General features: G+C 60.2%; 4 protein-coding genes. 3 read left to right on the top strand and 1 reads right to left on the bottom strand.

Annotated elements, in window-relative coordinates; translation table 11 throughout:
• Positions 1–74: 74 nt before the first annotated feature.
• Positions 75–1,118 (top strand): IS5 family transposase, encoded by a 1,044-nt coding sequence (locus ACTJI6_RS23670; RefSeq protein WP_085502601.1) that lies wholly within the window; start codon positions 75–77, stop codon positions 1,116–1,118.
• A gap of 16 nt (positions 1,119–1,134) precedes the next feature.
• Here ACTJI6_RS23670 and ACTJI6_RS23665 read toward each other — a convergent pair whose 3' ends face one another.
• Positions 1,135–1,629 (bottom strand): Rieske 2Fe-2S domain-containing protein, encoded by a 495-nt coding sequence (locus ACTJI6_RS23665; protein ID WP_440804191.1) that lies wholly within the window; start codon positions 1,627–1,629, stop codon positions 1,135–1,137.
• A 526-nt stretch (positions 1,630–2,155) separates the two neighbouring features.
• Between ACTJI6_RS23665 and ACTJI6_RS23660 the strand changes: the two genes are divergently transcribed.
• Positions 2,156–3,286 carry an S-(hydroxymethyl)glutathione dehydrogenase/class III alcohol dehydrogenase gene (locus ACTJI6_RS23660; protein ID WP_440804189.1) on the top strand — a complete coding sequence of 377 codons (1,131 nt, stop codon included), beginning with the start codon at positions 2,156–2,158 and terminating at the stop codon, positions 3,284–3,286.
• A gap of 16 nt (positions 3,287–3,302) precedes the next feature.
• Positions 3,303–4,172: a helix-turn-helix domain-containing protein gene (locus ACTJI6_RS23655; protein ID WP_440804186.1), complete on the top strand. Its 870-nt coding sequence runs from the start codon at positions 3,303–3,305 to the stop codon at positions 4,170–4,172.
• Positions 4,173–4,347 lie beyond the last annotated feature (175 nt).

The raw sequence follows: 4,347 nt of genomic DNA, 5'->3' as shown, positions 1-4,347 counted from the left end.
GGGCACCTCGAAAAATTGCCCGGCCCGAGTTGCTGCGGTATGAACGGGGGGTGATCGGCTGCTTGGGCGTAACGATGGCACAGATGGGTTTCTTCGATCTTTCGGACCGCTATGCGAGCCTGGATGCCAAGAAGGACCCCTTGGTCGAGATTGACGCCGTTGTGCCGTGGGAGGAGTTCCGCCCGACGCTGGAGCGGGTTTGGCGCAAGCCAGATGCGGAGCGGAAGTCGCGCGCCGGGCGCAAGCCGATGGACGCCGTTCTGATGTTCAAGACACTGGTCCTGGGCGCGCTCTACAACCTGTCCGACGACCAGATCGAGTATCAGGTGCGCGACCGTTTGTCATTCATGCGGTTCCTCGGCCTAGGGCTTGAGGACCGGGTGCCCGATGCCAAGACGGTGTGGCTTTATCGCGAAGCGCTGGCGCAGGCGGGCCTGGTGGAGGCGCTGTTCAAGCAGTTCGACGGCTATCTGGCGCGCCGGGGTTACATCGCGCGGGGAGGGCAGATCCTGGATGCCTCCATCGTCCCGGTGCCGAAGAACCACAACACGCGCGAGGAAAACAAGGCGATCAAGAGCGGTGAGGTGCCCGAGGGCTGGTCCGACAAACCGGCCAAGCGGTCACAGAAGGACGTTGATGCCCGCTGGACCAAGAAGCACGGTAAATCCCACTATGGCTACAAGAACCATGTGAGCATGGACAGGAAGCACAAGCTGGTAAGACGTTACCATGTCAGCGATGCCGCCCTGCATGACAGCCAAGCGGTGGACCACCTGCTGACGCGGGGCAATACCGGCGCGGGGGTCTGGGCCGATCCGGCCTATCGGTCCGAGGAGATGGAAGCCAAGCTGCGCGGCATGAAGCTGAAGAGCCACATCCACCGCAAGGGCAAGCGCGGCAAGCCGCTGACCGAGCAGGCCAAAAGCAGCAACCGGACCAAATCCTCGGTGCGTGCCCGGGTCGAGCATGTCTTCGGCGCGCAGACCAATGACATGGGCGGCACGCTGGTGCGCACGATCGGCATGGTGCGGGCGAAGGCGAAGATCGGGATGAAGAACCTCGCTTACAACATGCGCCGCCTCGGCCAGCTGAGCCGCCTGAACCCGTGCCCGGGCTAACCCAGGGGCGCGGAAATCAAGTCGTGCGGCACGAAACGCCGCGCGCGACAGGCAAAGCATCAAAGACCCCGTAGCGCACAAGGGCACTGACGGGTGGCATCACGCCCATTTCAAGCCGCCGAGCCCGCGACCCGCGACCGGAAAAGGTCAAAAATCGAGGTGCCCATTGGTAGCTTGGAACCTTGGCGCGCGAGGAAATCTTCTGCGTCGGACATGCCGGCATATGGGTGCACTTGCCCTCGGCATTGTACATCCATCCGTGGTACGGGCACTGAAGCTGGTCGTCCTTGACCTTGCCGCCGGACAGCTTGGCCGAACGGTGGACGCACTGGTCCTTCATCGCAACCATTTTTCCGTCGAGACGAGCAAGAACGACCTTCTCGTCAAGCAAGGTGACCGCCATGGGGCCATTGCCCAACGGGTCGGCCTTCTCGAACTCGTCAAGGGTCGCGACCGGATGCCAAAAGTGGCGGAGGAATTCCATGTTCTCGATCAAGGGACGTGCGCCCATACCAGCATTCCTTGTGTAGCTTTTGCTGCATAGAATAGATCACCAGTGTCAGCCCAACATGTCCCTGTTACATAGAATTTATATATGAACAGGGTGTCTAAAATCCGCAACATGGCCTAGCTGCCGGGATCGTATATGGTACGGCGCGCTTCATCACGGGCTTTTTTCAAGCCCCATGGCCTTGCAGATGACAGGTTTCGACCATCTTGCTGCTATGCTGGGATAAACTGGCCAAATAGTTCAGCAAAAGGCCAGCAACCCTTGCTCTAGATATCGCAACTCGATGCGCAAGAGCAGTGCGACGTTCAAATTTATGGACTTCAGGTCCAGATAAACTGTCTCCTTGGACAGTGAATAACTGTATTATTGCCTTGTCTAGCAAGACACGTCTGGCGCCTACAATCTCCGCCGCCGGACGGGGCGAAGCCTCGATCCTCCCTCTTTGTCGAGGCTTCGCTAGCATCCTTAGTACGCGAAGATCGCCTATCCCGCATTGGTAGACAGGCATGGAATGAAGGAACAGACAATGAGAACCCGTGCCGCCGTAGCCCTGGAAGCTGGCAAACCGCTGGAAGTGATGGAGGTCAACCTCGAAGGACCGAAGGCCGGCGAGGTCATGGTCGAGATCAAGGCCACCGGCATCTGCCATACCGACGAATTCACCCGCTCGGGCGCGGACCCGGAGGGCATCTTCCCGTCGATCCTGGGCCACGAGGGTGCGGGTGTGGTGGTCGAGGTCGGCCCCGGCGTGACCAGCGTGAAGCCGGGCGACCACGTCATTCCGCTTTACACCCCCGAATGTCGCCAATGCGCGTCGTGTCTCTCGGGCAAGACCAACCTGTGCACCGCGATCCGCGCCACCCAGGGCCAGGGCCTGATGCCGGACGGGACCAGCCGCTTTTCCATGCTGGATGGCACGCCGATCCGCCACTACATGGGCTGCTCGACCTTCTCGAACTACACTGTCCTGCCTGAAATCGCGGTCGCCAAGGTCCGTAAGGACGCGCCCTTCGACAAGATCTGCTACATCGGCTGCGGCGTGACCACCGGCATCGGCGCGGTGATCAACACCGCCAAGGTGGAGATCGGCGCCAAGGCGGTGGTCTTCGGCCTGGGCGGGATCGGGCTCAACGTGATCCAGGGCCTGCGGCTGGCGGGCGCCGACATGATCATCGGGGTCGACCTGAACAACGACAAGAAGGCGATGGCCGAACGTTTCGGCATGACCCATTTCGTCAACCCCAAGGAAATCGACGGCGGCATCGTCCAGCACATCGTCGAGATGACCAAGACCCCCTTCGACCAGATCGGCGGCGCGGACTATTCCTTTGACGCCACCGGCAGCACCAAGGTGATGCGCGACGCGCTGGAATGCACCCATCGCGGCTGGGGCCAGTCGGTCATCATCGGGGTGGCGGCCGCCGGCGCGGAGATCAGCACGCGGCCGTTCCAGCTGGTCACCGGCCGGGTCTGGAAGGGCACGGCCTTCGGCGGGGCGCGCGGGCGCACCGACGTGCCCAAGATCGTCGACTGGTACATGGACGGCAAGATCGAGATCGACCCGATGATCACCCACACCATGCCGCTGGAAGACATCAACAAGGGCTTCGACCTAATGCACAAGGGCGAAAGCATCAGGTCCGTGGTGCTTTACTGACATTCAAGGTGCGGCGATGCTTGGACAACGAATTCAGATTGCGCGCCAAAGTCTCGACATGGAGATTGCCGAGTTTGCCGCGGCGCTTGGCATGGATGGCAATATTGCTACCCTTGCCAAGTGGGAGGCCGACGAGGCATCTCCGACTATTCGTGACCTAACGGCCATCGCTTCGCTGGCGGGCATCTCGATCTGTTTCTTCCTGCCGCCGCTTGTCAGAGATATCAAGGTGCAGAAATACTTCGGCGACGCTATCGCCTCTCTGCCGATCAGGGCACAGGCATTGGTGGCGACGTATATTTCCGTCGAAAACTATATCTCAGCAGAGTTTCTGGCCACGGGAACCATCGCTCCGCCCGGCAGGATCGACCTTTGCGATCCGCAGTATCGAACTGCCCCTGGCGTGACAGACATGATCCGGCATCGACTGAGGATCGGTTCTCGCTCGTTCCGAAGCCTATCGGATGAGCTTGAGCTAAACGGGCTAAAGATTTTTGCAGCGCGTCTGCCTGTCGGTATAACCGGCATAAGTTGCGACGTCTGCCTTGGAAACGATCCGGCACATCCCTTTTTTGTTGCCTCAAGTATTGCTTCACACCGGGAAACACAGGAAAACCTGTTCGACTGGGCCTTCTCGGAGGGCATAAGCGCAATCTGCGGCGATAGCGCCGAGCTTCATTCGGAGATAAGGACGACTTTCCTTCGATCGTGCTTTCCGATCTCCAAGCCATCGGAAATCCTTACCTTGCGCCATACCAAGAAGGGCGGCCACACGGATAGGTATACGAGTGCCATTTATCGAAAGGTTAGAGGGGGTACCGCAAGCGGGCGCTTGTCGAAGTCGGATGCCGAGCGTATCGAAGTGAGAACGGCGGTGAGAAACTAGTCCACGGAAGCGGCGGCATGGAGCTGCTGCGGGCGGCGTAAAAGTCGTCCACCCTTTCCCTTTCTGCGGCAGCAGGGAGGGCGCGAGGATTTTCAGCGTGGAACTATATCTCAGGGTTCGCCAGGCCTGCGCGGCGGGCATGAGCCAGCGTCAGGCGGCGAAGGCCTTCAACATC

The sequence above is a fragment of the Paracoccus sp. 22332 genome, from assembly GCF_052045125.1.
Lineage (GTDB): Bacteria > Pseudomonadota > Alphaproteobacteria > Rhodobacterales > Rhodobacteraceae > Paracoccus > Paracoccus haematequi_A.
This window is presented reverse-complemented; position numbering and strand designations above follow the sequence as displayed.

What these genes read in the sequence shown, in the direction of transcription:
- ACTJI6_RS23670 (WP_085502601.1), top strand. Translation starts at nt 75, where the DNA reads ATGGCACAGATGGGTTTCTTCGATCTTTCGGACCGCTATGCGAGCCTG.
- ACTJI6_RS23665 (WP_440804191.1), bottom strand. Translation starts at nt 1,629, where the DNA reads ATGGGCGCACGTCCCTTGATCGAGAACATGGAATTCCTCCGCCACTTT.
- ACTJI6_RS23660 (WP_440804189.1), top strand. Translation starts at nt 2,156, where the DNA reads ATGAGAACCCGTGCCGCCGTAGCCCTGGAAGCTGGCAAACCGCTGGAA.
- ACTJI6_RS23655 (WP_440804186.1), top strand. Translation starts at nt 3,303, where the DNA reads ATGCTTGGACAACGAATTCAGATTGCGCGCCAAAGTCTCGACATGGAG.